We start from the raw sequence: 25,723 nt of genomic DNA, 5'->3' as shown, positions 1-25,723 counted from the left end.
CACTCTCACCGAGGGAATCGAACGCGACACGAGGAGTAGCATGTCGCTGCCCTGGGGGCCGTGTCGTCCGGTCGAGTGGGGGTGTGCGATGAACACGCAGCGCCGGGACCTGGGAAAACAACCTGTTCGCCGTGCCCTTTTGTGGGGCGTGGCGGCTGCCGTGCTGCTCCTGCCCGGGTGCAGCGGCGGTGACGGTGAGGGCCGGGCCGACGAGGGGGACAAGGCGGCGGGAGACACCACCTGCGACGGGCGGATCGACGGCACCGCGCACATCACGATGTGGTTCCACGCGGGACAGAGCGGTGAGCAGACCACGCTGAAGAGCCAGGTCAGAGAGTTCAACAGAGCCCAGAAGCAGGTACGGGTCGAACTGGTCACCCTGCCCGAACAGCGCCCGTACACCGAACTCGTGCTGTCCGCGGCGGCCAGCGGCGACCTGCCCGACCTGCTCGACTTCGACGGCCCCAACCTCTACAGCTACGCCTGGTCCGGCACCCTCAAGCCGATCGACTCCTGTGTGCCCGCGAAGATCCGTGAGGACCTGCTCCCGTCGGTCCGGGAACAGGGCACCTACGACGACCGGCTGTGGGGCATCGGCACCTTCGACTCCGGGCTCGGCCTGTACGTACGGCCGTCGGTGCTGAAGAAGGCCGGGGTCCGCATCCCGAAGGGCGTCGACGACGCCTGGACCGCCGACGAGCTGACGGGGATCCTGCGCAAGCTGCGCGCACAGGGCTACCAGGCGCCGCTCGACCTGAACTTCACCGACTCCGAACTGGCCGACGAGTGGAACACCTACGCCTTCGCACCGGCCGTGTGGTCGGCGGGCGGCGACCTCATCGACCCCGAGGAGTTCCGCACGGCCGACGGGTTCCTCAACGGCCCCGGGTCCGTCGAGGCGCTCACCACCATGCGGCGCTGGGTGCGGGAGGGCTATGTCGACAAGGACCCGGAGGAGGACAAGAGCGCCTTCGTGAAGGGCCGTACGCCCATCTCCTGGATGGGGCACTGGAAGTACGGCGAGTACAGCGAGGCGCACCCCGGTGACGTGGCGATCGTGCCGCTGCCCGACTTCGGCACGGGTACCGTCACCGGTATGGGTTCCTGGCAGTGGGGCATCCCCTCCGGGGGCGCCGACGGCGACGCGGTGTGGCGTTTCCTGGAGTACCTGCTGCAGCCGGAGCAGGTGGCCAGGATGAGCGAGGCCAACGGCGCCATCCCGGGGACGGAGGGGGCGGTGAAGCTGTCCCCGCTGTACGACGAGGACGGAGCGGAGCGGCTGTTCATCGAGCAGCTGCGCAGCGGCGCCGCCCGGCCCAGGCCGCAGACCCCGGCCTATCCGGCGGTCACCGTCGCCTTCTCGCACGCGGTCGCCGACATCGTCTTCTCCGGAGCGCCCGTCCGGAAGACGCTGGACAAGGCGGTCGAGGAGATCGACCAGGATCTCGCCGCCCACGACGGTTACCCGAAGAGCGGACCGTGACCCGCGCGGCCGGACCCCGGCGACGCACTCCCCGGGTGCCCGGTCGGCTCAGCGCTTCGAGGACACCCAGGCGTGCCCGGCCGGCACTCCTGCTCTGCATGGCCCTGCTGTTCACGGGCTGCGAAGCGGGCGGCGACGACGGGGAGCACACCCGGCGGGCCGCCGACGCGACCTGTGACGGGCGGATCGACGCTCCCGCCCAGATCACGATGTGGTTCCACGAGCCGGCGGCACGCGGCGAGGCGGAGGCCGTGCGCGCCCAGGTCCAGGCGTTCAACACGTCCCAGGACGAGGTGACCGTCCGGCTCGTCGACCTCCCGGAGGGCCAGTACGACGACCTGGTCCGGACGGCGGCGGCCGAGGGCGAACTGCCCGACCTGCTCGACTTCGACGCCCCGAAGCTGTTCAGCCACGCCTGGGCCGGCGACCTCCGCCCGATCGACTCCTGCGTCCCCGAGTCCCTGCGCGCGGACCTGCTCCCCTCCGTCCTCGAACAGGGCACCTACCGGGGCAGGCTGTGGGGCCTCGGCACGTTCGACTCCGGACTCGGCCTGTACGTACGGCCGTCGGTGCTGAAGAAGGCGGGCGTCCGCATTCCGAAGGGCATCGGCGACGCCTGGACCGCCGACGAGTTCACCGGCATCCTGAAGAAGCTGCGCACCCTGGGCTACGAGAGTCCGCTGGACCTCCAGTTGCCGTGGGCCGGTACCGAATGGGGAACGTACGGGTTCGCGCCGGCCGTCTGGTCGGCGGGCGGCGACCTGATCGAACGCTCCACCTATCGAACGGCCGACGGAGTGCTCAACGGCCCGCAGTCGGTCGAGGCGCTGACGACGCTGCAGGACTGGGCGAAGGCGGGATACGTGGACGCGAACAAGGACTCCGGGGCCTTCCAGAAGGGCAGAAGCCCGGTGTCCTGGAGCGGCCACTGGCGGTTCCGCGAGTTCGGCGAGGCGCACCCGGGCGATGTGACGATCGTGCCGCTGCCCGACTTCGGCACGGGCAGCGCCACCGGGATGGGGTCCTGGCAGTGGGGCATGCCCGCCGGCCGGGCCGACGGCGACGCCGTATGGCGCTTCCTGTCCTTCCTGCTGCGCCCCGACGAGATCCTGCGGATGACCGACGTCAACGGCGGCATACCCGCCACCGGCACCGCGATCGAACGGACCGACGCGTTCGCCCTCGGCGTGCCCGGCCGTCTCTACATAGACCAACTGCGCAACGGGACCGCCCGCCCCCGGCCGCAGACCCCCGCCTATCCGGCGATCACCGAGGCCTTCGCCGAGGCGTTCGAGAAGATCATGCGGGGGGACGCCGTGAAACCCGCCCTGGACGAGGCCGTTCGGGCCGTCGACAAGGATCTGGCGGACCACGGCCACTACCCTCCGACCGGACCGTGAGGCCCGGCCGTGCTCCGCCCACCGTCCCGCGGACGAGCCCCCGCCCCCCGCCCCTCCACGACGCGATTCCGCCGCAGCGCCGCGACCGCGGACGGCGTCCCGTTCCTGGCCCGGCTGCGCGTCGGCCCCAAGCTGATGCTGCTCGTCCTGCTGCCGGTCACCGTCCTGCTGGCCTTCACCGCGTTCGCCGCCGTGACCCAGTGGGAGGAGGCACGGACCCTGCGCGACTTCGACACCGCGATCGAGGTGGCGTTCACGACCAGCGAGGTCTCGGACGCCGTCGCCCGTGAGCGGATCGCCGCGGTCGAGGCCCGGCTCAGCGCCGAACCCGACACCCTGCGCGGCCGGTCGGAGGCCCAGCGGATCACCGACCGCGCGCTGCGGCGGGCCTTCGGGGAAGCCGTCGACCGGCGGCCGGGGACCGATGTCGCCGGGGTCCTCGACGCCGTACGCCGTCAACTGCACGCGCTGCGGGTCCAGACGGGCACCGGCTCGCTGGACGCGCGGGCCGTGACCCAGCGGTACGAGGTCATCGAGAACAAGGTCCTCGACGCCGTCGCCGCCCTCGAATCCGGGCGCCCCTCCAGGGCCTCGGGGCGCGCGGCCGACGCCCACATGGCGATGCTGCGGGCCGTCGCCGCCACCGAGAGCGAACGGGCCGAACTCGCCATCCTCTTCCACTCACCGGGCGAGGGACATGCCACGGCCGCCGCGGGCCGCTGGACCGAACTGGAGAAGGCACAGCTCAGAGCGTTCCAGCAGACCGCCTCGGACGAACTGCAGGCCGAACTGCACGCCGCGATCTTCGAGGTTCCCGGACGCGAGGTCCGCAAAGTCCGGGACCTGCTCGCCGACACCGACCCCCGGCCCGCCGACTGGCCCTCGTACGGCACCTGGCTGTCCGACTCCGAGCGCTACGTCGACACCCTGCACGGCATCCAGGACCGGGCCGCCCGTGAACTCGACGCCACCGCCCACCGCGATCTGCGCGCCACCCGCGCCCGCGCCTTCACCGAACTGGGCGTCTCCCTCGCCGTCCTCGCCCTCGTCACCCTCCTCGCGCTGGCCCTGCGCCACTCCATCACCCGCCCCCTCGGACAGGTCTCCGAGGGCGCCCGCGCCCTGTCGGACGGCGACCTCTCCTATGACATCCGCTACGCGGGGCGCGACGAACTCGGCGACGTCGCCGACACCTTCCGCGAGCTGCGGGTGACCAGCGAGCGGCTGGCCGGGGAGATCCGGGACATGAACACGGCGATCGACGCGGGCCGGCTCGGACACCGGGCCGACGTCGACTCCTTCGACGGCACCTGGGCCCAGCTGCTCGGCGGCATGAACGGCACGATGGCCTCCTTCGCCGCGGCCCACGGCCGGCGCAGACGGGCCGAACAGGAACTGGAGGGCATCTTCAACCTCTCCCTGGACCTGCTCTGCATCAGCGGCGTCGACGGCTTCTTCAAACGCGTCAACCCGGCCTTCGAACGCACCCTGGGCTATCCGATCGAGACCCTGACCGCCCGGCCGCTCCTCGACTTCGTCCACGAGGAGGACCGGGACCGAACCCGCGACGCCGTGGCACGCCTCGCGGGCGGCGCCGAGGTCGCCGAGTTCGAGAACCGGTACGTCCGCGTCGACGGCAGCGAGTGCTGGCTGCAGTGGAGCGCCCGGTCCGTCCCCGAGGAGGGCCTCATCTACGCCGCCGCCCGCGACGTCACCGAGAGCCGCCGGGCCGCGCGCGAACAGACCGCGCTGCGCCGGGTCGCCACCGCCGTCGCGCGCGGTGTGCCGCCGGCCGACGTGTTCGGGAAGGTCGCCGAGGAGGTGGCGTCCCTGCTGGACACGGCCGCGACCGTGCTGCGGTACGAGCCCGACGGCAGCGTCAAGGTCCTCGGCGAGGCGCCCGCGCGCGTGGACACGGGCGCCGAGGCCGCCCGCACGACCCGCCGCGAGGCTACCCGGAGGACCGTCGACGAGGTCGCCCGCACCCGGTGCGCCACCCGCTCGGGCACCTCCGTGGGCGCCCCCATCGTCGTCGAGGGCCGGCTCTGGGGGGTCGTCGTGGCGGCCTCGCTCCTCGACCCGCTGCCCGGGGGCACCGAGTCCCGGCTCGCCGACTTCACCGAACTGATCGCCACCGCGATCGCCAACGCCGACAGCCGCGCCCAGCTGACCGCCTCACGCGCGCGTGTGGTCGCCGCCGGGGACGCCTCCCGGCGCCGTATCGAACGCGATCTGCACGACGGCGTCCAGCAGCGCCTGGTCTCCCTCCAGCTGGAGCTGCGGATGGCGGAGACCCTGGTGGAGGACCGTTCCTCGGAGCTCGCGCAGCAGCTGGACCAGCTGGCCAAGGGCCTCGACGACACCTTCCAGGACCTGCTCCAGGTGGCCCGGGGCATCCATCCGTCCGTCCTCTCCCGGGGCGGCCTGGGCCCCGCTCTGCGCGCTCTGGCCCGCCGCTCCGCCATCCCCATGGAACTCGACCTCGCCCTCGCGGGCGCCCGCCTCCCGGAACAGGTCGAGGTGGCCGCGTACTACGTCACTTCCGAGAGCCTCACCAACGCCGTCAAGCACGCGCGCGCGAGCGTCGTGACCGTGGCCGCCGAGGAACGCTCGGGCGTACTGGAGCTGGTCATCCGCGACGACGGGGTCGGGGGAGCGGAACCCGACAAGGGATCGGGGCTCATCGGGCTCATCGACCGGGTGGAAGCGATCGGCGGCAGGTTGACGATCACCAGCCCGCCGGGGAGCGGTACGACCCTGCGGGTGCGGCTGCCGCTGACACCGCCCGGGGAGGCCGCGGCGGCCGTCCCGCCGTGTGCGTGACCGCCCGAAGCGTACGCGGTGGGACCCGTTCAAAGGGGGGAGTCCGGGTCCCGGTACGGGGCGCACGTTCCGGGCGGTCGAATCGGACGGCGGAGACGGCCGTCCGGCTCTCGGGCAGCCGGAGGTCTCGCCGTCTCCCGTCAGAGGCGTCGATTCCCCTGCGGCCGCACTTCTTCGAGCATTGCGGGCAAACGTTCAGGTGTCTTCACGGCCCGCCCCCAACTAGGCTTCCGGCTAGCCGTAAGACCCATGTTCAGGCAGGCTGTTGGGACGAACGGGACAGGTCGGGCAAGGGGGAGACCGAGACCATGGAGGCCGATCAGCGTCCGCTGCGCGGACGGGTGGTGCTGGCGGACGACGACGTGCTCCTGCGGGAGGGGTTGGCGAGCCTCTGCGAGCGCGTCGGCTACGAGGTGGTGGGGCAGGCCGGTGACGCCGGCGGCCTCATGGAGCTGGTGGAGACACAGCTTCCGGACATCGCGATCGTCGACATCAGGATGCCGCCGACACAGTCCACGGAGGGGCTGAAGGCCGCCGGAGTGATCCGGGAGCGGTATCCCTCGGTCGGGATCCTCGTGCTGTCGGCGTTCGTCGAGGTCGAGGACGCGTTGGAGCTGCTGGCGGGGGGCCGTGCCATCGGCTATCTGCTGAAGAGCCGGATCACCGTCGTGGACGAGTTCCTGGAGACCCTGGACCGCATCCGCCGAGGCGGGTCGGTGGTGGACCCGTCGCTGGTGCAGGAACTGGTGGCCGCGCAGAGACGCGACGACCCGCTGTCGATGCTCAGCAACCGGGAGCGGGAGGTTCTCGGGCTCATGGCCGAGGGGCGGTCCAATTCGGGGATCGGCCGGCGGCTCTGGGTCACCGAGGGCACGGTCGAGAAGCATGTGCGGAGCATCCTGGGGAAGCTGCGGCTGCCCGAGGAGCCGGACGACCACCGGCGGGTCCTGGCCGTGCTGACGTTCCTGGAGACGCGCTAGTACTGCAACCGCATCTGCGGGTTGTGGCCTCGGCGTTTGTAGTGGGAGCGGCGGGCACGGGCCTGGCTGCGTCGTCGGAAGCGTGACCAGTGCAGATGATGGTCGTTGCTGTGGTGGCGGGGCGTGACGATGATGTGGCCGATCAGTCGGCGGATCTCCGGGACGCTGAGGGGTATGAGGTCTTGCTCGTCGTCCGCTCCGCCCCTTTTGCGGCTTCTGCGGCGCGGACGGCGGTCAGGTAGGCGAGGGCGGCCATGGCCAGGGTGATGTGGCGGTACCAGGCCCGGTAGAGCCTCACCTGGTAGTGGTCCAGGCCGCACTCGCCCTTGGCGGTCTGGAAGCACTCCTCCACCGCCCACCTCGCGGCGGCTACCTTGACCAGGTCTTTCAGCCGGGAGGCCACCGATCCGTAGCAGACGTAGTAGGCGATCTCGGTGGGGTCGCTGATGCTGCGGCGGGCCAGAACCCAGTGCCCGAAGCCGTTCTCCCAGTACGGGCGGATGGCGACGCGGGCCCAGTCGTAGATCCGTTCGCCGTGCGCGCCCTGGCCCCCGGAAACCCGCTTCCACGCTTGCCTGGGCAGGGCGGCGACCAACTGGTCCACCCTGGCGTCGCCGCCGTCCGCCGTGGTCACGGTGTCGTTGACCTTGGTGGCCAGTACGTGCGCGATCCTGCGTTCCTCCAGCCATACCCGCAGGTGCTTGACCTGCCCGTATGCCTCGTCAGCGGTGACCCACGCGAACGGGATGCCTGCGTCGACGGCACGTTGCAGCATCCACTTGCAGTGCTCATTCTTGGTCGCGAAGGGGATCTCGTCGTCGATCCCGGCTGCGCGGCAGCGCTCACGGTCATCCGTCCAGGAAACGGGGATGTAGAGCTCACGGTCGATCAATGCCCGCCCCCTGGCGGAGGCGTAGGCCAGGAAGGTCCCGATCTGGCAGTTCTCCGTGCGGCCGGCGGTACCTGTGTACTGCCGCTGGACTCCGGCGGACTTGGTGCCCTTCTTCAGGAAACCGGTGTCGTCGCAGATCAGGACCGCGTTCTTGGCTCCGATGGTCTCCACGACGAAGTCGCGCACATCGTCGCGGACCGCGTTCTCGTCCCAGTCGGAGTGGTTGAGCAGGCGCTGGACGCCGTCCGGGCGGAGCTGCCCGACCTGCTCGGACAGCGTCCACCCGTTCTTCTTCTCCAGCGGCGCGACGAGTCCGTTCAGGTAGTCCAGCGCCCGCTCGCGGGGCTCCGACCTGCCGAAACGGTGGGCGAACCGGGCATGGAGCCCGGCCACCCCCTCGGACCACGACTCGACCTGCTCAACCGTCAGCGCATCAGCACACAGTCATACCAACGAGACCGCCGACCATCCGTCACGCCAGATGCGGTTGCAGTACTAGAGCCCGAGGAGAACGGTCGTTCGACGAGGGTGGGCCGGTCTGTCCACAGGGGCCCCCGCGCTGTCACTCCCCGCCAGTAGGGTGTGAAGCATGGCCGATCCCTCCAGCTACCGCCCCAGTCCGGGGCAGATCCCGGACTCTCCCGGGGTGTACAAGTTCCGTGACGAGCACCGTCGGGTGATCTACGTCGGGAAGGCGAAGAGCCTGCGTCAGCGCCTGGCCAACTACTTCCAGGACCTGACCGGTCTCCACCCGCGCACCCGCACGATGGTCACCACAGCTGCCTCCGTGGAGTGGACCGTGGTGTCCACGGAGGTCGAGGCGCTTCAGCTGGAGTACTCCTGGATCAAGGAGTTCGACCCCCGGTTCAACGTCAAGTACCGCGACGACAAGAGCTATCCGTACCTCGCGGTCACGATGAACGAGCGGTACCCGCGCGTGCAGGTGATGCGCGGTCACAAGAAGAAGGGCGTGCGCTACTTCGGGCCGTACGCGCACGCGTGGGCGATCCGGGACACGGTCGATCTGCTGCTGCGCGTCTTCCCCGTACGCACCTGCTCCGCCGGCGTCTTCAAGAACGCGTCCCGCACCGGGCGGCCCTGTCTGCTCGGCTACATCGGCAAGTGCTCGGCCCCCTGCGTCGAGCGGATCTCCGAAGAGGACCACCGCGAACTGGCCGACGAGTTCAGCGACTTCATGGCCGGCCGCACGGGCACCTACATCCGCCGCCTCGAAAAACGGATGACGGACGCGGCCGAGGAGATGGAGTACGAGCGGGCCGCCCGGCTGCGCGACGACATCGAGGCCCTGAAGAAGGCCATGGAGAAGAACGCGGTCGTGCTCGCCGACGCGACCGACGCCGATCTGATCGCCCTCGCCGAGGACGAGCTGGAGGCGGCCGTCCAGATCTTCCACGTACGCGGCGGACGCGTGCGCGGCCAGCGCGGCTGGGTCACCGACAAGGTCGAGGCCGTCACCACCGGTGACCTCGTCGAACACGCCCTGCAGCAGCTGTACGGCGAGGAGACCGGCGACTCCGTGCCCAAGGAGGTCCTCGTCCCCGCGCTGCCCGACCCCGTGGGGCCCGTCCAGGAGTGGCTCACCGGGCGGCGCGGCGCCAACGTCTCCTTGCGCATCCCGCAGCGCGGCGACAAGAAGGCGCTCATGGAGACCGTCGCCCGCAACGCCCAGCAGTCGCTGGTGCTGCACAAGACCAAGCGCGCCTCCGACCTCACCACCCGCTCCCGCGCGCTGGAGGAGATCGCCGAGGCCCTCGACCTGGACAGCGCCCCGCTCAGGATCGAGTGCTACGACATCTCCCACCTCCAGGGCGACGACGTCGTGGCCTCCATGGTCGTCTTCGAGGACGGACTGGCCCGCAAGAGCGAGTACCGCCGCTTCCAGATCAAGGGCCGGGTCGGAGACACGCAGGTCTGGCACGGCGAGGGGCAGGACGACGTCCGCTCCATGCACGAGGTCATCGCCCGCCGCTTCCGGCGCTACCTCGCGGAGAAGGAGAAGACCGGCGAGTGGGTGGAGGACGAGAACCCCCTCACCGAGGAGGACGGCCGGCCCAAGCGGTTCGCCTACCCGCCGCAGCTCGTCGTCGTGGACGGCGGACAGCCGCAGGTCGCCGCCGCGCGGCGGGCGCTCGACGAGCTGGGCATCGACGACATCGCCGTGTGCGGCCTCGCCAAGCGCCTGGAGGAGGTCTGGGTGCCCGGCGAGGACGACCCGGTGGTCCTGCCCCGCACCAGCGAGGGCCTCTATCTGCTCCAGCGCGTCCGCGACGAGGCCCACCGCTTCGCGATCACCTACCAGCGGACCAAACGCGCCAAGCGTTTCCGGGCGAGCCCCTTGGACGACGTGCCCGGCCTCGGGGAGGCTCGCAAGCAGGCCCTGCTGAAGCACTTCGGTTCGCTGAAGAAGCTGCGTTCCGCGACGATCGACCAGATCTGCGAGGTTCCCGGCATAGGCCGCAAGACGGCCGAGACGATCGCCGCGGCCCTCGCCCAGGCGGCTCCGGCCGCCCCCGCCGTGAACACGGCCACTGGAGAGATCATGGAGGAAGAGGAGCCCGGTACGACGGCGGACCCCTCTGGGGAGCCCGTGGCCGCGGGCGCCCCGGACCGGCGGCGAGGGCAGGAGACATGACCGAGCACGCACAGCGCCCAGAACTCCCGGAACCCGCAGAACTCCCGGAGCGCATGGCGCGTCCAGAAGAAGAACAGCACCACGAGCACACAGCGGAGCGCGGGGAAGCCCACAGCGCGGCGGGCGACGATACCCCGCGGCACCCAGCGCCACAGGAAGACGGAGCACACGTGAGTACGGGCATCGAAACAGCCGGGGTCCCCGAGGCGGCCATCCCCGAGCTGGTCATCATCTCCGGCATGTCCGGCGCCGGACGGTCCACGGCCGCCAAGTGTCTGGAGGACCTCGGCTGGTTCGTCGTCGACAACCTGCCACCCGCCCTGATCCCCACCATGGTGGAGCTGGGCGCCCGCTCCCAGGGGAACGTGGCCCGGATCGCGGTCGTCGTCGACGTCCGAGGCCGCCGCTTCTTCGACAACCTCCGTGACTCCCTCGCCGACCTGGCGACCAAGCACGTCACCCGGCGGATCGTCTTCCTGGAGTCCTCCGACGACGCCCTCGTGCGCCGCTTCGAGTCGGTCCGCCGCCCGCACCCCCTCCAGGGCGACGGCCGCATCACCGACGGCATCGCCGCCGAGCGGGAGCTGCTGCGCGAGCTGCGCGGCGACGCCGACCTGGTCATCGACACCTCCAGCCTGAACGTGCACGAGCTGCGGGCCAAGATGGACGCCCAGTTCGCCGGCGAGGAGGAGCCCGAGCTGCGGGCCACCGTCATGTCCTTCGGCTTCAAGTACGGCCTCCCGGTCGACGCCGACCTGGTCGTGGACATGCGCTTCCTGCCCAACCCGCACTGGGTGCCGGAGCTGCGCCCGTTCACCGGCCTCAACGAGGAGGTCTCCGCCTACGTCTTCAACCAGCCGGGCGCCAAGGAGTTCCTCGACCGCTACACCGAGCTGCTCCAGATGATCGCCGCCGGTTACCGCCGCGAGGGCAAGCGGTACGTGACCATCGCGGTCGGCTGCACCGGCGGCAAGCACCGCTCGGTCGCCACCTCCGAGAAGCTCGCCGCCCGCCTCGCCTCCCAGGGCGTCGAGACCGTGGTCGTGCACCGGGACATGGGGCGCGAGTGACCGGACCCACCGCGTCGCGGCCGAGCAGGCTCAGCAGACTGCGCCGGGTCGTCCCCGAGGGCCGTGAGGGCAGGCCCGCCGAGGCACGCGGCGCCCGGCCGCGCCGCCGGGGCGCCCAGCCCAAGGTCGTCGCGCTCGGCGGCGGCATGGGCCTGTCCGCCTCGCTCGCCGCGCTGCGCCGGATCACCGGCGACCTCACCGCCGTCGTCACCGTGGCCGACGACGGGGGCTCCAGCGGACGCCTCCGGGACGAACTGGGCGTCCTGCCGCCCGGCGATCTGCGCAAGGCGCTGGCCGCGCTGTGCGGCGACGACGACTGGGGCCAGACCTGGGCCCGGGTCATCCAGCACCGCTTCCAGTCCCAGGGCGACCTGCACGAGCACGCGGTCGGCAATCTGCTGATCGTCGCTCTGTGGGAGCAGCTCGGCGACCATGTCCAGGCCCTCGACCTGGTCGGCAGGCTGCTGGGCGCCCAGGGCCGGGTGCTGCCCATGTCGGCCGTACCGCTGGAGCTGCAGGCCCTGGTCAAGGGGCACGATCCGGCGCGCCCGGACGACGTGGACACCGTCCGGGGGCAGGCGACCGTCGCGCTCACCCCCGGCGAGGTGCAGTCCGTGCACGTCGTGCCGCACGACCCGCCCGCCGTGCCCGAGGCAGTGGCGGCGGTCCGCGACGCCGACTGGGTGGTCCTCGGCCCCGGCTCCTGGTTCTCCTCGGTGATCCCGCATCTGCTGGTGCCCGAGCTGCTCGACGCCCTCACCGAGACCAAGGGCCGGCTCGTGCTGTCGCTGAACCTCGCCCCGCAGCCGGGAGAAACCGATGGCTTCTCCCCGCAGCGTCATTTGGAGGTTTTGGCACGACACGCCCCTAAACTCGCCCTGGACGTGGTGCTGGCCGACGAGGCCGCCGTGCCCGACCGCGATTCCCTGACCGACGCCGCCAAACGGTTCGGTGCCGCGGTCGAGCTGGCGCCCGTGGCCAGGACCGATGGATCTCCGCGGCACGACCCGGAGCTGTTGGCCGCCGCGTACGACCGTATTTTTCGGATGCATGGAAGGATCGGCCCATGGCGATGACGGCAGCGGTGAAGGACGAGATCTCCCGGCTACCCGTCACCCGGACCTGCTGCAGAAAGGCGGAGGTCTCGGCGATCCTGCGGTTCGCGGGCGGGCTGCACCTGGTGAGCGGCCGCATCGTGATCGAGGCGGAGCTGGACACCGCGATGGCGGCCCGCAGACTCAAGCGGGACATCCTGGAGATCTTCGGCCACAGCTCCGAACTGATCGTGATGGCACCCGGCGGACTGCGCCGCGGCTCCCGTTACGTGGTGCGGGTGGTCGCCGGCGGTGACCAGCTGGCCCGCCAGACCGGCCTGGTGGACGGCCGGGGCCGCCCGATCCGCGGCCTGCCGCCCCAGGTGGTCTCCGGGGCCACCTGCGACGCCGAGGCGGCCTGGCGGGGCGCCTTCCTGGCCCATGGCTCGCTCACCGAGCCCGGCCGCTCGTCCTCCCTGGAGGTGACCTGCCCGGGACCGGAGGCCGCCCTCGCCCTGGTCGGCGCCGCCCGGCGGCTGTCGATCGCGGCGAAGGCCCGCGAGGTGAGGGGCGTGGACCGGGTCGTCGTCCGGGACGGGGACGCGATCGGCGCGCTGCTCACCCGGCTCGGCGCCCATGAGTCCGTGCTCGCCTGGGAGGAGCGGCGGATGCGCCGCGAGGTCCGGGCCACGGCCAACCGGCTCGCCAACTTCGACGACGCCAACCTGCGCCGCTCGGCCCGTGCCGCCGTCGCCGCCGGCGCCCGGGTGGGCCGCGCCCTGGAGATCCTCGCCGACGACGTCCCCGAGCACCTCGCCGCCGCCGGACGGCTGCGCATGGAGCACAAGCAGGCCTCCCTGGAGGAACTGGGCGCGCTCGCCGACCCGCCGCTCACCAAGGACGCCGTCGCCGGCCGCATCCGACGGCTGCTGGCCATGGCCGACAAGCGCGCCTCGGACCTCGGCATCCCGGGCACCGAGGCCAGCCTCACCGAGGAGATGGCCGAGAATCTCGTGGGGTGAGAGACACCCGAAAGGCCCAACTCGCCGGTGCCGACGCCCATTTGGGTGCTGTCGGCACCGGCCTTCGGCTTTCTGCGTGAATTCCGTGTATGGCCTGTGAGGCATCCTTGACGTGACCCATATCTGACATGAGCCTGGCGTCTGTTCGCCGCTGGGGCGAACCACTGCAAGGGGGGCTCATGAGACGAAGAGCGAGAGCGATCCTCGCCGCCGGCGCGCTCCTGCTGGGCGGTGGCGCGGGACTCGCACCACTGGCCCAGGCGGCCGAGAACGACGGCTCCGACACCGAGGAAGTCAAGGTCTTCCGCGCCGAGGTGACGAAGAAGCAGATACCGCTGCTGCTCGCCGCCGGACAGGACGGCCACGAACTCAGCGAGCAGGCACCGGAGAAGGGCACCGCGTCGGTCGAGGTCTATCTGACCGACAAGCAGGCGGACGCCTTGGAGGAGCAGGGCGTCGAGCTGAAGGAGCACCGGCTCACCAGCAAGGCCGAGGCGCGGGTGACGGCCGCGGGCGACGGGGTCTACCGGCCCTACAGCGGCGTCGGCAACCTCAAGGAGGAGATCCTCCGCACGGGCCAGGAGAACCCGTCCCTGACCAAGGTGGTCTCCCTCGGCAAGTCCCTCGGGGGACAGGACATCCTCGCGGTCAAGCTGACCAAGGACGCGAAGAAGACCAAGGACGGCGTCAAGCCCTCTGTGCTGTACCTGTCCAACCAGCACGCGCGTGAGTGGATCACGCCGGAGATGACCCGGCGGCTGCTCCACCACTACCTGGACAACTACAAGTCGGACAAGCGGATCAAGAAGATCGTCGACACCACCGAGCTGTGGTTCGTGCTCTCCGCCAACCCGGACGGCTACGACTTCACCCACGCGGACACCGACAACCGCCAGTGGCGCAAGAACCTGCGGGACGTCAACGGCGACGGCTCCATCACCGTCGGCGACGGCGTCGACCTCAACCGCAACTTCCCCTACAAGTGGGGCTACGACAACGAGGGTTCGTCCCCGGCCCCCACCAGCGAGACCTACCGCGGCGCCGGCCCCGCCTCGGAGCCCGAGACCAAGGTCCTGGACGCCTTCGAGAAGCGCATCGGCTTCGAGTACGGCATCAACTACCACTCCGCCGCCGAACTCCTCCTCTACGGGGTCGGCTGGCAGGTGGCGAGCCCGACGCCGGACGACGTCCTGTACAAGTCCCTCGCCGGCACGCCCGAGAACTCCGCGATCCCCGGCTACCACCCCCAGCTCTCCTCGGAGCTGTACACCACCAACGGCGAGGCGGACGGCCACGCGTCCAACGTCAACGGCGCGGCGTTCTACACCCCCGAGATGTCGACCTGCCAGACCGCCTCGAACATCGACCCGAACGACGCCTGGCGGCCCGAGGACTGCGCCTCGGTCTTCACGTTCCCGGACGACGAGAAGCTGATCCAGCAGGAGTTCGAGAAGAACATCCCGTTCGCGCTCTCCCTCGCCGAGTCCGCGGCCACACCCGACCAGCCGAAGTCCTCCGTCGGCGTCGACGCCCCCGACTTCACCCCGGCCGAGTTCACCACCTCGTACTCGCGCGGCGCCGACCAGGAGATCTCCGTCGTCGCCCGCAAGTCGGTGCGCGACAAGGAGCTGAACTACCGGATCAACGGCCGCGGCCGTACGTACGACCAGAAGCTCAAGTCCTGGAAGGGCGGTGAGACGTTCGGCGGTGAGGACAACCTGTACTTCGACGAGTACCGGGCCAAGGTGCGGGACGGCGAGCCGGGCGACAAGGTCGAGATCTGGTTCACCGGTGAGACGAAGAAGGGCAAGCCCACCAAGAGCGAGCGCTTCACGTACACGATCGCCGAACGGCCCAAGGCCGACACGCTCGTCCTCGCCGAGGAGGGCGCGACCGCGACCCAGACACAGGCCTACGTCGACGCGTTGAAGGCCAACGGCAAGAAGGCGCTCGTCTGGGACGTCGCGACCCAGGGCGCGCCCGACGCGCTCGGCGTACTGGAGCACTTCAAGCAGGTCGTGCACTACACGGGCGCCGTCCGGCCGGGCGTCGCCACCCAGCTCGAACTGCGCGCCTACCTCAACGAGGGCGGCAAGCTGATCGAGGCGGGCGAGAGCGCCGGCGGCTCCGTCGACCTCGGCGGCGGCACCCTGTCGAACGACTTCAGCCAGTACTACCTGGGCGCCTACAGCCGTACCTCCCTGCCGAACGCCACGGCCTTCGCGGGCCTCGGCAAGCTCGACGGCTTCTCGGGCACGCTCGGCGACGCGCCCGGGAACCCGCTGAACACCGCCGGTTCGTTCGGTGTCACCTCGGACGCGCTGCCCGCCACGACGTTCCCGCAGTTCGCGAGCGCCGGCGCGGGGCAGTACCCCGGGACCGTCAATCCGTACGGCCCCTACGAGGGCGCGTCCATGGCCGCCGCCACGCACACCGACTACGCGTGGAACCGCCTCACCCGCACCATCGACCTCACCTCGGTCACCGCGGCGGACAAGCCGACCCTGCGCACCCAGCTGCTGTGGAGCACCGAGGAGGGCTACGACCACGCCCTCCTGGAGGCGCACACGGTCGGGGCGGACGACTGGACGACGCTGCCGGACACCGGTGGCGCCACCTCCACCGCCGTGCCCACCGAGTGCGAGGCCGGGTTCTTCATCCAGGGCCACCCGGCGCTGAAGCGGTATCTGACCCTGGGCGCGGGGGGCTGCACGCCCAGCGGCACCAGCGGCGCCTGGAACAGCTTCACCGGGGCCTCGGACGGCTGGCAGCAGGTCGAGTTCGACCTGTCCGCGTACGCTGGGAAGACCGTCGAGGTGTCGCTCAGCTATGTCACCGACCCCGGCAGCGGCGGTCGCGGCCTCCTCGCCGACAACGCCGCCGTCGTCATCGGCGGCACGCCCGGCGCGGTCGAGGGCTTCGAGACGTCGCTCGGCGCCTGGAGCACCCCCGGCCCGCCCGCCGGCAGCCCGGCGGTCGTGAAGGACTGGGGTCTGTCGGGTGAACTGTTCAAGACCTACGGCGCGGTCACCACGGACGACACCGTGCTGCTGGGCTTCGGTCTGGAGCAGGTCCCCGGGGCGGCCGACCGCAAGGCACTGCTCGGCAAGGCGCTGGCGGCGCTGAGGAAGTGAGCGCCGACTGAGCCGAACGAGTGGCGAACGCCCTCGTGAGCGGCCCTCCGGACCTCTGGAATCAGATGATCGGGGGGCCGCTCAAAAGGTAATCACCTTGCAAAACCAGGGCGGTCCGTACCCCTACCGGCGAGTACGGACCGCACCGGCATGTATAGGGCATCTCGATGTCACTCGCCGGGCGCCGGGGCTGTAGGGTCGTAGGCGGTCGGGGACATCCCATACAGCTCGCCGGCACTGAGCCGGCGTACCAACGAGGAGATCGGTTCGTGACGATCCGCGTAGGCATCAACGGCTTTGGCCGCATCGGTCGTAACTACTTCCGCGCGCTGCTGGAGCAGGGTGCGGACATCGAGATCGTGGCTGTCAACGACCTGGGTGACACCGCGACCACCGCACACCTCCTGAAGTACGACACCATCCTGGGCCGTCTCAAGGCCGAGGTGTCGCACACCGCCGACACGATCACCGTGGACGGCCGCACCATCAAGGTGCTCTCCGAGCGCAACCCCGCCGACATCCCGTGGGGCGAGCTGGGTGTCGACGTCGTCATCGAGTCCACCGGCATCTTCACGAAGAAGGCCGACGCCGCGAAGCACCTCGCCGGCGGCGCCAAGAAGGTCCTCATCTCGGCTCCGGCCAAGGACGAGGACATCACCATCGTGATGGGCGTCAACCAGGACAAGTACGACCCGGCGAACCACCACGTCATCTCCAACGCCTCCTGCACCACCAACTGTGTGGCGCCGATGGCGAAGGTCCTCGACGAGAACTTCGGCATCGTCAAGGGTCTGATGACGACGGTCCACGCGTACACCAACGACCAGCGCATCCTGGACTTCCCGCACTCGGACCTGCGCCGCGCCCGCGCCGCCGCCGAGAACATCATCCCGACCACCACCGGTGCCGCGAAGGCCACCGCGCTGGTCCTGCCGCAGCTCAAGGGCAAGCTCGACGGCATCGCGATGCGCGTCCCGGTCCCGACCGGCTCGGCCACCGACCTGGTCGTGACGCTCCAGCGCGAGGTCACCAAGGACGAGGTCAACGCCGCGTTCAAGAAGGCCTCCGAGGACGGCGCCCTCAAGGGCTACCTGGCCTACACCGAGGACGAGATCGTCTCCTCGGACATCGTCAGCGACCCGGCCTCCTGCACCTTCGACTCCTCCCTGACCATGGTCCAGGAGGGCAACACGGTGAAGATCCTCGGCTGGTACGACAACGAGTGGGGCTACTCCAACCGCCTCGTCGACCTCACGGTCTTCGTCGGCGAGCAGCTCTGACCGACAGAGCAGGCACCCAGATGTGAAGGCAGGGCTCGGGCGGCGCAGGGACGCGCCGTCCGAGCCCTGACTCACGTGGGAAAAGGCCCTCCTACGATCTCGAGCACCACAAGTCCTCCTCGGGAGCCCTCTTTCATGAAGACGATCGACGAACTCCTCGCCGGGCCCGTCACCGGCAAGCGGGTCCTCGTCCGCGCCGACCTCAATGTGCCGCTGGACGGCACCACCATCACCGACGACGGCCGTATCCGCGCCGTGCTGCCCACCGTGAAGGCGCTGGCCGAGGCGGGTGCGCGCGTCGTCGTCGCCTCCCACCTGGGCCGCCCCAAGGGCGCCCCGGACCCGGCCTTCTCCCTCGCCCCGGCCGCCGCGCGCCTCGGTGAACTCCTCGGCGCCGACGTGGCGTTCGCGACGGACACCGTCGGCGAGTCCGCCACCGCCACGGTCGCGGGCCTCGCCGACGGACAGGTCGCCGTCGTCGAGAACCTGCGCTTCAACGCCGGTGAGACGTCCAAGGACGACGCCGAGCGCGGCGCCTTCGCCGATCAACTCGCCGCCCTCGCCGACGTCTACGTGGGCGACGGCTTCGGCGCGGTGCACCGGGGGCACGCCTCGGTCTTCGACCTCCCGGCCCGGCTGCCGCACTACGCCGGGTACCTCATCGCCACCGAGGTCGGCGTCCTGAAGCGGCTCACCGACGACGTCCAGCGCCCCTATGTGGTCGCGCTCGGCGGCGCCAAGGTCTCCGACAAGCTCGCCGTCATCGACCAGCTGCTCGGCAAGGCCGACCGCATCCTCATCGGCGGCGGCATGGCGTACACCTTCCTCAAGGCCAAGGGGTACGAGGTCGGCGGCTCCCTCCTCCAGGAGGACCAGCTCGGCGCGGTCACCGAGTACCTTCAGCGCGCGGAGGCGACCGGTGTCGAGCTGGTGCTGCCGGTCGACGCCGTCGTCGCGCCCGCCTTCCCGGACCTGAAGACCAAGGCTCCGGCCGACGCCACCGCGGTCGCCGCGGACGCCATGCCGGCCGACCGGATGGGCCTGGACATCGGTCCGGAGTCCGCCACGCTGTACGCCTCGAAGATCGCCGACGCCGCCACCGTCTTCTGGAACGGCCCCATGGGCGTCTTCGAGCACCCCGATTTCGCCGAGGGCACCAAGGCGGTCGCCCAGGCACTCCTCGATTCCAAGGCCTTCACGGTCGTCGGCGGCGGCGACTCCGCCGCGGCCGTGCGCATCCTGGGCTTCGACGAGAACGCATTCGGCCACATCTCGACCGGTGGCGGCGCCTCCCTCGAATATCTAGAGGGCAAGACGCTCCCCGGTCTCGCCGCACTGGAGGACTGACCCTCAATGAGCACGCGTACGCCCCTGATGGCGGGCAACTGGAAGATGAACCTCAACCACCTCGAGGCCATCGCGCACGTCCAGAAGCTCGCCTTCGCCCTCTCCGACAAGGACTACGAGGCCTGCGAGGTCGCGGTCCTGCCGCCCTTCACCGACCTGCGCTCGGTCCAGACCCTGGTCGACGGCGACAAGCTCAAGATCAAGTACGGCGCCCAGGACATCTCGGCCCATGACTCCGGTGCCTACACCGGCGAGATCTCCGGCCCGATGCTGGCCAAGCTCAAGTGCACGTTCGTGGCGATCGGCCACTCCGAGCGCCGCCAGTACCACGACGAGACCGACGAGATCGTCAACGCCAAGGTCAAGGCCGCCTACAAGCACGGCCTCACCCCCATCCTGTGCGTCGGCGAGGAGCTGGAGGTCCGCGAGGCGGGCGACCACGTCGCCCACACGCTCGCCCAGGTCGAGGGCGGTCTCAAGGACGTCCCCGCCGAGCACGCCGAGACCGTCGTCGTCGCCTACGAGCCCGTCTGGGCCATCGGCACCGGCAAGGTCTGCGGTGCCGAGGACGCCCAGGAGGTGTGCGCGGCCATCCGCGGCAAGCTCGCCGAGCTGTACTCCCAGGAGACGGCCGACGCGATCCGCATCCAGTACGGCGGCTCCGTCAAGGCCGGCAACGTCGCCGAGATCATGGCCCAGGCCGACATCGACGGCGCCCTCGTCGGCGGCGCCTCGCTGGACGCCGACGAGTTCGTCAAGATCGTGCGCTTCCGCGATCAGTGATCGTGCGCGGCCGTGATCGGTCGAGTGGGGCCGGTGAGTAGGCCCTGACGGCGTAACGTCGTACTCTTGGCGGGGACCGGCCCCAGCGGCCGGTCCCGTCGTCCATCAGAATCCGAGGAAGTTGGTCCAGCCGTGGTTATGGGGTTCTCGATCGCCCTGATCGTCTTCAGCCTGCTGATGATGCTGCTGGTGCTGATGCACAAGGGCAAGGGTGGCGGCCTCTCCGACATGTTCGGTGGCGGTATGCAGTCCTCCGTCGGCGGCTCCTCGGTCGCCGAGCGCAACCTCGACCGGATCACCGTGGTGGTCGGTCTGTTGTGGTTCGCGTGCATTGTCGTCCTCGGCATCCTGATGAAGGTCAACAACTGACCCTCGGACCGACACCGGCGAGACGACGCGTCACGGACGCACCAATCCGCACGTAAAGCCCCATGCTGGGTACGCGACTTCGAACGCGGCCTATCATGGGGCTTGCGTCTGTGGGCGGGATGTAACTCCAATCACTGGACGCGCGTTGGGCCTTACGTAGACTGAGGCGCTCGCAGCGAAGCGAAACGCCGACTCGCTTCGCCGCACCATCACGCAGGGAGTTACGACCGTGGCAAGTGGCAACGCGATCCGAGGAAGCCGGGTCGGGGCGGGGCCGATGGGCGAAGCCGAGCGCGGCGAGTCCGCACCCCGGCTGCGCATCTCCTTCTGGTGCTCCAACGGACACGAGACCCAGCCGAGCTTCGCCAGCGACGCACAGGTCCCCGACACCTGGGACTGCCCGCGTTGCGGCTTCCCGGCCGGACAGGACCGGGACAACCCCCCGGCCCCACCCCGCACCGAGCCCTACAAGACCCACCTCGCCTATGTACGGGAGCGGCGCAGCGACGCGGACGGCGAGGCGATCCTCGCCGAGGCACTCGCCAAACTGCGGGGCGAGATCTAGCAGCAGAGACCGGCCGGGCACCGAGAGTGTCCGGCCGGAGGTGTGTGGGGCGCCCCGCGGGGCGTGGCCACGGCCTGGCGCCCGAACGCTCCGGCGCTGCCTGTCACCGTTTTCCTCGTGTTGTCCGTCGCCGTGCTGATACCGGGGCCGGCCTCGGACGTATGTGTTGTTGTGCCGGACGACCAGGGGACGTCGGCTCGTGTTCCCTTGTGATCAATTAGGTTGGGACGGCAGCGGGGCAAGGTACGCAGGCAGGACCAGGTAGGAAAGAAGGCTGAAGTCCGAGATGAACGCAGAAAGCCGTACCCGGCTCGACCGGACGCCCGAGTGGATCGCGCTGGCCGAGCACCGGGAGCAGCAGGGCGGGGTGGGACTGCGCGAGCTGTTCGCCGCCGACCCGGAGCGTGGCGCCGGGTACACGCTGGAGGTCGGCGATCTGCACGTCGACTACTCCAAGCATCTGGTCACCGACGAGACGCTGCGGCTGCTGCGCGAGCTGGCCGTCGCGACCGACGTGTTCGGGCTGCGGGACGCCATGTACCGCGGCGAGAAGATCAACACCACCGAGGACCGCGCCGTCCTGCACACCGCGCTGCGCGCCCCGCGCGACGCGGTGATCGAGGTCGACGGCGAGAACGTGGTGCCGGGTGTGCACGCCGTCCTCGACAGGATGGCCGGCTTCGCCGAGCGCATCCGCTCCGGCGAGTGGACCGGGCACACCGGCCGGCGCATCAAGAACGTCGTCAACATCGGCATCGGCGGCTCCGACCTGGGCCCGGCGATGGCCTACGAGGTGCTGCGCTCCTACACCGACCGCGATCTGACCGTCCGCTTCGTGTCGAACGTGGACGGCGCCGACCTGCACGAGGCGGTCCGGGACCTGGACGCGGCGGAGACGCTCTTCATCATCGCCTCCAAGACGTTCACCACGATCGAGACGATCACCAACGCGACCTCCGCGCGCGACTGGCTGCTCACCGAGCTGAAGGCCGGCTCCGAGGCCGTCGCCAAGCACTTCGTCGCCCTGTCGACGAACGCCGAGAAGGTGTCGGACTTCGGCATCGACACCGCCAACATGTTCGAGTTCTGGGACTGGGTCGGCGGGCGGTACTCCTACGACTCGGCGATCGGCCTGTCGCTGATGATCGCGATCGGCCCGGACCGCTTCCGGGAGATGCTCGACGGGTTCCACCTGGTCGACGAGCACTTCCGCACCGCGCCCGCCGAGTCCAATGTGCCGCTGCTGCTGGGCCTGTTGGGGATCTGGTACGGCAACTTCCATGACGCGCAGTCGCACGCGGTGCTGCCGTACAGCCACTACCTGTCCAAGTTCACGGCCTATCTGCAGCAGTTGGACATGGAGTCCAACGGCAAGTACGTGGGCCGGGACGGGGTGCCGGTGGAGTGGCAGACCGGGCCGGTGGTGTGGGGCACGCCGGGGACCAACGGGCAGCACGCCTATTACCAGTTGATCCACCAGGGCACCAAGCTGATCCCGGCGGACTTCATCGGCTTCGCCGAGCCCGTCGCCGAGCTGAGCGACACGCTCAAGGCCCAGCACGACCTCCTGATGGCCAACTTCTTCGCCCAGACCCAGGCGCTGGCCTTCGGCAAGACACCGGACGAGGTACGGGCCGAGGGCGTGGCGGAGGAACTGGTGCCGCACAAGACGTTCAAGGGGAACCACCCGACGACCACGATCCTGGCGAAGGAGCTGACCCCGTCGGTCCTCGGCCAGCTGATCGCGCTGTACGAGCACAAGGTGTTCGTCCAGGGCGCCGTCTGGAACATCGACTCCTTCGACCAGTGGGGCGTCGAGCTGGGCAAGGTCCTCGCCAAGCGCGTCGAGCCCGCGCTGACCGAGGGCGCCGACGTGCCGGGGCTCGACGAGTCGACGAAGGCGCTGGTCGCCAAGTACCGGACGCTGCGCGGGCGGTAGCCGTCACGGCAGGCGTGGGCAGGGGGTGGGGAAGCGGGCGGCCGCGCGACGTCCACTTCCCCACCGGTCCGGCAGGCCCGGCCTGGGCTCAGTGCCCCAGCCCGGCGCCCCCGTCGACCGGGATCACCGCGCCGCGCACATAACCGGCGCCGGCCAGGAAGGCCACCGCGTCGGCGACCTCCTCGGGGGTGCCCGTGCGCCCGGCGGGCGTGGTAGCGGGCCGGGGCGAGCAGTTCCGACAGTCGGGCGGGGCTGAACCGGGCGGACAGCTCGGGGTCGGCGACCAGCACCTCGCGCAGGGGCCGGCCGGTGCCGGCGGCCTCGGCCGACGCGGCGGTCAGCAGCTTCTTCGCGCGGGCCTTGCCGAACACCGGCGCCAGCGCCACGGCCAGCCGTTCGGTGACGATGGCACCCCCGGTCAGATCGACATTGGCCCGCATGCGCCCCGGGTGGACGATCAGGCCCTCCGCCAGTTCGACGGCGGTGTGCGCGGCCCCGCCCGCCAGCCGCAACGCCTCCCGCAGCGGCTGCCACTCGGCGTGCCAGGCCCCGGCGGGCCGTTCGTCCTCGGCGAGCAGACACTGCGCGAGGACGAGGACGAGGGCGTGCGCGGGGACCTGCCGGGCGGCGGACACGATCAGTGTGGCCAGCGCGGGGTTCCGCTTCTGCGGCATGGCCGAGGAGGCACCGCGCCCGGCCCCCGCCGGCTCGGACAGCTCACCGATCTCGGTACGGGACAGCGTCTGCACATCCAGCGCGAACTTCCCGAGCGCCCCGGTGACGACTTGGAGGACGGCCCCGAGTTCCGCGACGGGCGTGCGGACGGTGTGCCAGGGGAGGGTGGGCTCGGCGAGACCGAGGGCCGAGGAGAAGGGCCCGAGCAGTTCCAGACCGCCCGCGTCGGGGGCGTCGCCGCGATGTCCGGCCCGCTGTCGCGCCCCACGATCCACCACCGCGTACTCCCGGTACGCGGCCAACGTCCCACCCGCTCCCCCCAATTGCGCCGGAAGCCCGGACGCCACCGCCCGCACCCGCACCACCGCGTCGACGACCGGCTCCAGCCACCCCGCCGCCTTCAGCCCGAGGGTCGTCGGCACGGCGTGCTGGGCCAGGGTGCGGCCGGCGAGGAGCGTACGGCGGTGGGTGTCGGCCAGGGAGGCGAGCGCGGCGGCCACCCGGGAGAGGTCCGCCGCGATCAGACCGAGCACCCGACGGCCGATCACCATCGCCGCCGAGTCCAGGATGTCCTGACTGGTGGACCCCCGGTGCACATACTCCGCGGCGGCCGGATCCTCCTCGGCGACGACCTCGGTGAAGGCGGTCACCAGCGCCACCACCGGATTGGCGGCGGCCCTGGCGGCGTGGGCCAGGGCGACCAGGTCCAGCCGTCGCACCCGGGACGCCGAGGCGATCGTCTCCACCGTCGCGGCCGGGGTCAGTCCGACCGCGCACTGGGCGCGGGCCAGGGCCACCTCGACGTCCAGCATGGCCTGGAGCCACGCCTCGTCCGTCACCTCCGCCGCGGCGGGTGTACCGGCCCAGGTGGGGGCGAGCAGGCCCGCCTCGGTGCCCACGGACAACGTGTTCACGTTCCTCGACTCCCTGTGCCTGTCGTCCGGCGGGCCGCCGGGGCGAGCCCCAGCGCCGCACGGGCGATCGCGTAACCGGGCGTCAGCGTGGGCGACTTGAGACCCAGACGGCCGATCCGCCCGGGGGGCAGCGGGGTGCCGTCCTCGGCCAGCACGGCGGCCTCGGCGAAGCTGATCGGCTTGCCGACGCGGCGGGAGTAGGCCGAGGTCTTTTTGGTGTGCCGGTTGTGGAAGACCGAGTAGCCGGCCTCCGAGGACCCCGGCCCGTCCACGAACACCGAGCCGTCGACCCGGGCCCGGCTCAGGTCGCGCCGGATCTCAAGACGGCTCCCGTGCTGGACGAGTGCCCTGATGTGCGCCTCGTGCGCCGCGTCCCCGGTGTTGAACCACACCTGCACGCTGGACAGATCGCGTGCCGTCAGATCCTCCGCCGCCATCTCGCCGAAGGTCCCGGCGAACGCCAGCACGGTCGTCGGCCGGAACCGCTCGATCGCGTCCAGCACGTCCGCGCCGCGCTGGCTGGAGAGCAGCCTGATGTCCGTGCGCAGCAGCAGGCAGTACAGCAGCGTCGCCACCATCGCGTTGTGCGCGCCTGGCAGTCCCACCAGCGTGCGCTCCATGTCGGCCCCGGTGGAGAACCGCAGCCGGTGCAACTGGGCGTACATCAGGGTCCGGTGGGTGTGCGGCACCCCCTTGGGCAGGCCGGTCGTGCCGGAGGAGTGCGAGATCAGCACGGGGTCGGTCGGGTCGTGCCGGTACGGGTACGACGGAGGGAGCGACGCGCGGTGCTCCGGCCGGACGTCTGCGGCGGTCAGACGGAAACGGAGTCCGAGCCCGCCCCCGATCCCGTCGCGCCCGGAGCCCTCCGCACCCCCTTCGTCCCCGTCGGCGAGCACCTCGCGGTGCGCCTCGTCCGTGAAGGCGCCCACCGCGCCCTGGCGGCGCACGTACTCCCGGGCGATCTCGGGGGACAGGTTGCCGTTGACGAACGACGGGATCGCGCCGAGCGAGGTCAGCGCCAGGAAGTTTGCGCTAAACCGGGGCCTCGGCGGCGTTCATTCTGGCCAATACGCTCGGTGGGGGCTTCGCTCCGCTTGTCGCGACGTGGTTGAACAGTCAGTGGACGTCGCCGTTGGTGCTCGGGTTCTACACGGGTGGGTTGTGTCTGGTGAGTCTGCTGTGCCTGGTGGCTCTGCCGAAGACCCGTGAGGACGACTTCGCCGTCTGAGTCGGTTCACAGCGCGGGTCCGGTGGGGCTTCTCGCGCAGTTCCCCGCGCCCCTGAAAGCAAAGCAGGGGCTGCGCCCCGCTTCGCTTTTCGGCCCTTAAGGGGGGCGGGGAACTGCGCGACCAGCCCCCAC

At 70.7% G+C, this 25,723-nt stretch carries 17 protein-coding genes and 3 pseudogenes; 16 read left to right on the top strand and 4 right to left on the bottom strand.

The genetic code is table 11. From position 1 onward, the window contains the following. The first annotated feature begins 88 nt into the window (after positions 1-88). The 4 genes from F9278_RS09875 to F9278_RS09860 all read left to right on the top strand — a co-directional run bounded on the left by F9278_RS09875 (position 89) and on the right by F9278_RS09860 (position 6,686). Complete coding sequence (locus F9278_RS09875; RefSeq protein WP_152167967.1) at positions 89-1,483, top strand: ABC transporter substrate-binding protein; 1,395 nt, start codon at positions 89-91, stop codon at positions 1,481-1,483. Positions 1,484-1,581: 98 nt separating this feature from the next. Continuing rightward, the gene (locus tag F9278_RS09870) at positions 1,582-2,883 is read left to right on the top strand and encodes an ABC transporter substrate-binding protein (RefSeq protein WP_152167966.1); all 1,302 of its coding nucleotides are present in this window, start codon (positions 1,582-1,584) and stop codon (positions 2,881-2,883) included. 135 nt (positions 2,884-3,018) lie between these two features. Continuing rightward, on the top strand, positions 3,019-5,706 hold the full coding sequence (locus F9278_RS09865; protein WP_152173777.1) for a PAS domain S-box protein: 2,688 nt from the start codon (positions 3,019-3,021) through the stop codon (positions 5,704-5,706). A 308-nt stretch (positions 5,707-6,014) separates the two neighbouring features. Beyond that, a complete protein-coding gene (locus F9278_RS09860) occupies positions 6,015-6,686 on the top strand; it encodes a response regulator (RefSeq protein ID WP_152167965.1) in 672 nt (223 codons plus the stop codon). A 142-nt stretch (positions 6,687-6,828) separates the two neighbouring features. Here the strand turns inward: F9278_RS09860 and F9278_RS09855 are convergent, their stop codons facing one another. Further along, a complete protein-coding gene (locus F9278_RS09855) occupies positions 6,829-8,007 on the bottom strand; it encodes an IS701 family transposase (protein WP_152166950.1) in 1,179 nt (392 codons plus the stop codon). Between the two features lie 160 nt (positions 8,008-8,167). On the opposite strand from F9278_RS09855, the gene uvrC reads away from it, so the two are divergent. The 11 genes from uvrC to pgi all read left to right on the top strand — a co-directional run bounded on the left by uvrC (position 8,168) and on the right by pgi (position 22,774). Further along, on the top strand, positions 8,168-10,231 hold the full coding sequence (uvrC, locus tag F9278_RS09850) for an excinuclease ABC subunit UvrC (RefSeq protein WP_152167964.1): 2,064 nt from the start codon (positions 8,168-8,170) through the stop codon (positions 10,229-10,231). A 53-nt stretch (positions 10,232-10,284) separates the two neighbouring features. Next, positions 10,285-11,301 (top strand): RNase adapter RapZ, encoded by a 1,017-nt coding sequence (rapZ, locus tag F9278_RS09845; protein WP_152173776.1) that lies wholly within the window; start codon positions 10,285-10,287, stop codon positions 11,299-11,301. Then, complete coding sequence (locus F9278_RS09840) at positions 11,298-12,377, top strand: gluconeogenesis factor YvcK family protein (RefSeq protein ID WP_152167963.1); 1,080 nt, start codon at positions 11,298-11,300, stop codon at positions 12,375-12,377. The genes rapZ and F9278_RS09840 overlap by 4 nt, the downstream gene beginning before the upstream one ends. Then, positions 12,368-13,357: a DNA-binding protein WhiA gene (gene whiA, locus F9278_RS09835; protein WP_152167962.1), complete on the top strand. Its 990-nt coding sequence runs from the start codon at positions 12,368-12,370 to the stop codon at positions 13,355-13,357. The genes F9278_RS09840 and whiA overlap by 10 nt, the downstream gene beginning before the upstream one ends. A gap of 179 nt (positions 13,358-13,536) precedes the next feature. Next, the gene (locus F9278_RS09830) at positions 13,537-16,491 is read left to right on the top strand and encodes a M14 family metallopeptidase (RefSeq protein WP_152167961.1); all 2,955 of its coding nucleotides are present in this window, start codon (positions 13,537-13,539) and stop codon (positions 16,489-16,491) included. Positions 16,492-16,760: 269 nt separating this feature from the next. Continuing rightward, positions 16,761-17,771, top strand: a complete 1,011-nt coding sequence (gene gap / locus F9278_RS09825) for a type I glyceraldehyde-3-phosphate dehydrogenase (protein WP_152167960.1) — start codon at positions 16,761-16,763, stop codon at positions 17,769-17,771. A gap of 135 nt (positions 17,772-17,906) precedes the next feature. Next, positions 17,907-19,118 carry a phosphoglycerate kinase gene (locus F9278_RS46960; protein ID WP_152167959.1) on the top strand — a complete coding sequence of 404 codons (1,212 nt, stop codon included), beginning with the start codon at positions 17,907-17,909 and terminating at the stop codon, positions 19,116-19,118. A 6-nt stretch (positions 19,119-19,124) separates the two neighbouring features. Continuing rightward, a complete protein-coding gene (tpiA, locus tag F9278_RS46955; protein ID WP_152167958.1) occupies positions 19,125-19,901 on the top strand; it encodes a triose-phosphate isomerase in 777 nt (258 codons plus the stop codon). 138 nt (positions 19,902-20,039) lie between these two features. Continuing rightward, positions 20,040-20,270, top strand: a complete 231-nt coding sequence (gene secG, locus F9278_RS09810; RefSeq protein WP_029181151.1) for a preprotein translocase subunit SecG — start codon at positions 20,040-20,042, stop codon at positions 20,268-20,270. Between the two features lie 229 nt (positions 20,271-20,499). After that, positions 20,500-20,835: an RNA polymerase-binding protein RbpA gene (locus F9278_RS09805; protein ID WP_010352468.1), complete on the top strand. Its 336-nt coding sequence runs from the start codon at positions 20,500-20,502 to the stop codon at positions 20,833-20,835. 286 nt (positions 20,836-21,121) lie between these two features. After that, the gene (gene pgi, locus F9278_RS09800) at positions 21,122-22,774 is read left to right on the top strand and encodes a glucose-6-phosphate isomerase (RefSeq protein ID WP_152167957.1); all 1,653 of its coding nucleotides are present in this window, start codon (positions 21,122-21,124) and stop codon (positions 22,772-22,774) included. 88 nt (positions 22,775-22,862) lie between these two features. Here the strand turns inward: pgi and F9278_RS09795 are convergent. From F9278_RS09795 to F9278_RS09785, 3 genes and pseudogenes are all read right to left on the bottom strand, one after another. Continuing rightward, positions 22,863-22,991: pseudogene (locus F9278_RS09795) on the bottom strand (SDR family oxidoreductase); the annotation flags it as partial. Next, positions 22,987-24,363 (bottom strand): annotated as a pseudogene (locus F9278_RS09790) (class-II fumarase/aspartase family protein); the annotation flags it as partial. The pseudogenes F9278_RS09790 and F9278_RS09795, both read right to left, overlap by 5 nt. After that, the gene (locus tag F9278_RS09785) at positions 24,360-25,361 is read right to left on the bottom strand and encodes an AMP-binding protein (protein ID WP_264300210.1); all 1,002 of its coding nucleotides are present in this window, start codon (positions 25,359-25,361) and stop codon (positions 24,360-24,362) included. The pseudogene F9278_RS09790 and the gene F9278_RS09785, both read right to left, overlap by 4 nt. 38 nt (positions 25,362-25,399) lie before the next feature. Here F9278_RS09785 and F9278_RS46950 point away from each other — a divergent pair. Beyond that, positions 25,400-25,591: pseudogene (locus F9278_RS46950) on the top strand (MFS transporter); the annotation flags it as partial. Positions 25,592-25,723: the final 132 nt, after the last annotated feature.

Source organism: Streptomyces phaeolivaceus (assembly GCF_009184865.1).
Taxonomy (GTDB): Bacteria; Actinomycetota; Actinomycetes; order Streptomycetales; family Streptomycetaceae; genus Streptomyces; species Streptomyces phaeolivaceus.
Note: the sequence above shows the minus strand (reverse complement) of the source record. Positions and strands in the feature narration are given on the sequence as shown.